The sequence below is a fragment of the Ruegeria sp. BHSA163 genome (genome assembly GCF_059613365.1).
In genome coordinates, this window is the sequence record NZ_JBXWSJ010000114.1 from 1 (window position 1) to 4,876 (window position 4,876).

At 51.4% G+C, this 4,876-nt stretch carries 5 protein-coding genes; 4 read left to right on the forward strand and 1 reads right to left on the reverse strand.

Translation table 11 applies throughout. From position 1 onward, the window contains the following. The coding region (locus AC2FNV_RS23330; RefSeq protein WP_496774702.1) for a GntR family transcriptional regulator at positions 1-245 on the reverse strand (245 nt) is incomplete at its 3' end. 163 nt (positions 246-408) lie between these two features. Here AC2FNV_RS23330 and AC2FNV_RS23335 point away from each other — a divergent pair. The 4 genes from AC2FNV_RS23335 to AC2FNV_RS23350 all read left to right on the forward strand — a co-directional run. Beyond that, entirely contained in the window at positions 409-1,008 is a 600-nt protein-coding gene (locus tag AC2FNV_RS23335) for an amino acid synthesis family protein (protein WP_170605509.1), read from the forward strand. A 1-nt stretch (position 1,009) separates the two neighbouring features. Next, positions 1,010-2,749, forward strand: a complete 1,740-nt coding sequence (locus AC2FNV_RS23340; RefSeq protein ID WP_170610588.1) for an alpha/beta fold hydrolase — start codon at positions 1,010-1,012, stop codon at positions 2,747-2,749. 4 nt (positions 2,750-2,753) lie between these two features. Then, entirely contained in the window at positions 2,754-3,815 is a 1,062-nt protein-coding gene (locus AC2FNV_RS23345; protein WP_170605513.1) for an LLM class flavin-dependent oxidoreductase, read from the forward strand. Next, on the forward strand, positions 3,816-4,876 hold a 1,061-nt coding region (locus tag AC2FNV_RS23350; protein WP_496774705.1), incomplete at its 3' end, for an aldehyde dehydrogenase family protein.

Consider the following 4,876-nt stretch of genomic DNA (forward strand, 5'->3'; position numbering starts at 1 on the left):
AAAACTTCGACCAGGCCTTCGGTTTCCAATTTGCGTATCACTTCGCGAACAATGGATCGGCTGACACCAAGTTCCTCGGTGAGAGCCCTTTCTATGAGTCGGTCTCCAGGTTTGAAATACCAAGTGAAAATAGCAGTTCGCATGTTTTCATAAGCTAGCTCCCTCAAAGTTTTAGGAGCCTGAGTGATACGCAGACCTGCCGTGGCGGGTGAGCGATCCCTTTCTGGCTGTGGCGTGTTTTCCATGAACAACCCGGAGTTTTCCGCTTTTGCTCTGGTTTAACCAATCCAGCCTGATTAGCAAGATCGAATACGATGATAGGATGGTATACCAGCATACCACCTGTTGACAGTTACCCCCGTTTCATGTCAGCTAATGCAGTGTGAAATCGATTGAAATCTTCGAAACATGTCACTTGAATTGCAAAAACTGGTCAAATTTTCTGAGACCACTTTTATCGAAGGCGGCAAAACGGCTGGTTTCCCTCTGCAACTGCATACTGCAGCGGCCATTGTTAAAAACCCTTGGTTCGGGCGCGGTTTTGTCGAAGACTTGAAACCCGAAATTCAAGAGATTGCACCGGCACTCGGTAAGTTGTTGACAGACGAGGTACTCGCACTGACCGGAGGTGGAGAGGCCGTCGAGGCTTATGGCAAAGCGGCTAAGGTGGGTACACATGGTGAAGTGGAACACGCGTCAGCCCTGATCCATACGCTACGGTTCGGGAACTTTTTCCGCAATGCGGTAGGTGCAAAAAGCTATCTCAGCTTTACTAACGTCCGATCAGGCCCCGGTGGTACACTGGTAATACCCTTAATGGACAAACACGATGCGGGTCGGCGCTCACATTATCTGACCACCCAATTTGCAATACCTGATGCGCCTGCGCATGACGAAATAATTGTTGCGTTGGCCGCATCTATTGGGGGACGGCCACACCACAGAACCGGTGATCGTTACCAAGACCTTAAAGATCTGGGCGACAACACAACAACATTGGATGGTTGAAGTGTTGGCCTCGAAAAAAACTGTCCAACGCATCGGCGGTACATCTTACGAAGTCCGAGGCGAAGGCGACTGGGTGGTTCTGGTCCACGGTGTCGGCATGCAGCTGCGCGTCTGGGACCCTCAAGTAACTGCGTTTTCCGACAAATATCGGGTACTGTCGTATGATCTGCTTGGCCATGGTAACTCCGACTTACCGCCCGAAGAGGCAACGTTAGAGGACTTCATTGACCAACTTGATCACCTGATCACTCGACTGGATGCGCGAGGCATTCAACTTGTTGGACATTCACTAGGATCATTAATTGCCTTGGGATATTCACTGAGACGCCCGGAACGTGTCCAAAGCGTAGCAGCGTTAAACGGTGTATTTTGTCGTTCGGAAGAGGAAAAAAAAGCGGTTCAAAACCGCTCCGTTTCGTTGAGCCAAGGAAATGGAGAGGACCTTATTGTTCCAACACTAAACCGTTGGTTTGGCGAAAACCCCTGCCCTGCCCGCGCTCGGTGCGCCGAGCAACTTGCTATATGGCTACGCGAGGCCGACAAGATCGGCTATGCACGAACTTATAAGGTGTTTGCCAACTCGGATCGGGCACATGAAGGCAAGTTGCAGAGACTTACGGTCCCGGCGTTATTCGCAACCGGCGAACTTGATCCAAATTCCACTCCGGCAATGTCCGCGGCAATGGCCAAGGCGGCACCACTAGGCACATACGTCAGCTTGGATGGCGAGCGCCATGTTATGACGTTTGACGCACCCGACAGGGTCAATAACGTGCTTCGAGAATTTTGGAAGGATCAACAGATGCCTCAGTTCGATCCACGCGAGTTTCGTCGAGCCCTTGGCACATTCGTAACTGGGGTCACGGTCGTCACAACGGAATCTGAAACCGGAGAGAAACGCGGTTTCACAGCCAACAGCTTTACCTCGGTCTCTCTTGATCCGCCCTTGGTATTAGTCTGCCTCAGCAAAACTTCTTCTAGCCTCGAAATATTCGAACAGGCGACATCCTATGTTATCAACGTTTTGACTGAGGATCAGAAGCACATCTCAAACCAGTTTGCTTCTAAAGTGCCGGACAAGTTTTCAGGAATCGAAACCCGCCGGGAAACAACCGCCAGTCCAGTGATCGCGGATACAGCTGCGTGGTTCGATTGTGTACCACACAACGTGGTGGACGCAGGCGACCACATTGTCCTGATCGGTAAAGTACAGGCGTTTGGAGGCAATCAAGGAAATCCGCTGGTTTACCATAAAGGCGGCTATATCACCTTTGGCTTGGCACAAGAGGCAATCACGGCATCCGAAAACACCCAACATGCAAACACTGTTGGCATCCTGCTTGAGCAAAATGAGCATCTTTACTTTGAGATGAGTGCCGATGGCGGTCTTATGTTGCCGACGGCGCCTCGTCTTGGTGGTTCCAGCGGGTTGCAAGCCAAGCTCAAAATGCGCGGCCTTGAAGTATTAGTAGGTTTTGTTTTTGCCGTTTTCGAGGACAACACAACCGATCAAACGGCAATCTACTACCGCGGTTCTGCCGCTGGAAAACTAACTGACGGCAACGGCAGATGGATTCCAATCGATTCCATAGATCAAGGCAAGATAAGTGACATGGCTGTACGCAGTATGGTGAAACGCTTTATCGCGGAACACCGACAGGACGCGTTCGGCGTATATTTTGGCGACTCTGACGTGGGCAGAGTAGGCGCGCTTCAACGATCGATGCAAAGCGGGGGATAAGCATATGAAGTTTTCGCTGTTCGTGCACATGGAGCGCAATGATCCAGCCAAGCCGCACTCAGAGCTGCTGGACGAACTAGTCGAACTGGTAGAAATTGCAGAAGCCGGTGGGTTTGAAATCGCTTGGGTTGGTGAGCATCACGGCATGGAATTCACCATCGCACCCAACCCATTTATCTACATCACTCATTTGGCGCAAAAAACAACAACCATTCGTCTTGGCACCGGCACTGTCGTCGCGCCATTTTGGCATCCTCTTAAACTCGCAGGTGAGGCTGGGTTGACCGATATTATCACCGATGGGCGGCTGGAACTAGGTATCGCGCGCGGGGCTTACCAGTTTGAGTTTGACCGCTTATGTGATGGAATGCCAGGTCCCGAAGGCGGCGCTCATCTTCGTGAGATTATCCCGGCAATCAAAGGCCTTTGGTCAAAAAATTATACCCACAAAGGTGAAATATGGAACTTCCCCGAAACCACACCTAGCCCTCTGCCATTGCAACAACCGCACCCACCTATTTGGGTTGCCGCTCGGGATATATCCAGCCACGAATTTGCCGTGGAAAACGACTGCAATGTAATGATCACGCCGCTTTGGAAAGGCGACGAAGAAGTCGATGACTTGATGCGAAAGTACAACGAAGCTTTGGCGAAGAATCCGGGAAAACTCCGGCGCGAAGTAATGTTATGCAAACACACCCACATGGTCGAAAATGAGCGAGAGGCGCAGGACGCAGCAAAACAATTTAACAAGTATTTCAACTACTTTGGCGCTTGGTTCATGAATAAGCGACCTATTCAAGACGGGTTCATCGAACCACTTAGCGAGGAAGAGCTGGCCGCCAACCCAATGTACGCCCCGGACGTGATGCGCCGCGATTTGCTGATCGGCACGCCCGAAGAAGTAATTACGAGACTAAGACTCTACGAATCCTGGGGGGTAGATCAGTTCAGTTATTGGATCGACAATGGCTATCCGCACGAAGAGAAAAAGAAATCTCTCATAAGGTTTATCGAACACATCGTTCCAGTGATGTCTGGTGAACCCGCTCGAAAGGCCAGCTGAATGGGAGACTTTCCGGTTTTTCGAAACTACATTGACGGCTCTTTTGTCGAAGGTAGTTCCACTTTTGAAAGCATAAACCCGTCAACAGGTGAAACATGGGCCATCATGCCTGCAGCTGGTGCCGCAGACACAGCCCGCGCGGTCGAGGCGGCTAACCGCGCCTTTCTGTCGCGTGAATGGGCTGGCTTGACACCCACTGCACGAGGAAAGCTGCTGTACCGACTAGCGGATTTATTGGCAGAAAATGCGCAGGACTTAGCCGAGATTGAAACCATCGACACGGGTAAAATCATCCGGGAAACGAAGGGTCAGGTCGGCTATACCGCCGACTATGTGCGTTACTTTGCGGGCCTTGCGGACAAGATCGAAGGCAGCCATTTACCAATCGACAAGGAAGAACTTGAAGTCTATTTACGCCGCGAACCAATCGGGGTCGTGGCAGCTGTCGTTCCGTGGAACTCACAGTTATTTTTGGCAGCCGTCAAATTCGGCCCTGCACTGGCGGCAGGATGCACCATTGTGCTGAAAGCGTCTGAAGATGCACCGGGGCCGCTGCTGAAATTTGCAGAACTTGTAGACGAAGCGGGTTTTCCACCTGGAGTTTTCAACGTGATAACGGGTTTTGGCGAAGAATGCGGACAAGTGCTGACATCGCATCCTGACGTTGCACGCATTGCTTTTACAGGCGGCCGTGGTACCGCAAGGCAAATCGTTCAAAACTCGGCAGAAAACCTTGCATACACCACGCTAGAGCTTGGCGGGAAATCGCCTGTCATAGTTTTCGACGATGTAAACTTGGATTCCATGATCAATGGTGTTGTGGCAGGAATTTTTGGCGCCGCCGGGCAAAGCTGCGTTGCCGGGTCGCGTCTTTTAGTTCAGCGTCGAGTGAAGGACGAATTAATTGGCCGACTCAAAGCCAAGGCTGAGGATATCCTGATCGGTGACCCATCGGATCCGGCTACGGAATACGGTCCTTTGGCGACCAAGGCACAAATCGACAAAGTTGAACGTGTCGTCGAGAGCAGTATCGCTGCGGGCGCGATACTGATAACTGGTGG

What these genes read in the sequence shown, in the direction of transcription:
- AC2FNV_RS23335 (WP_170605509.1), top strand. Translation starts at nt 409, where the DNA reads ATGTCACTTGAATTGCAAAAACTGGTCAAATTTTCTGAGACCACTTTT.
- AC2FNV_RS23345 (WP_170605513.1), top strand. Translation starts at nt 2,754, where the DNA reads ATGAAGTTTTCGCTGTTCGTGCACATGGAGCGCAATGATCCAGCCAAG.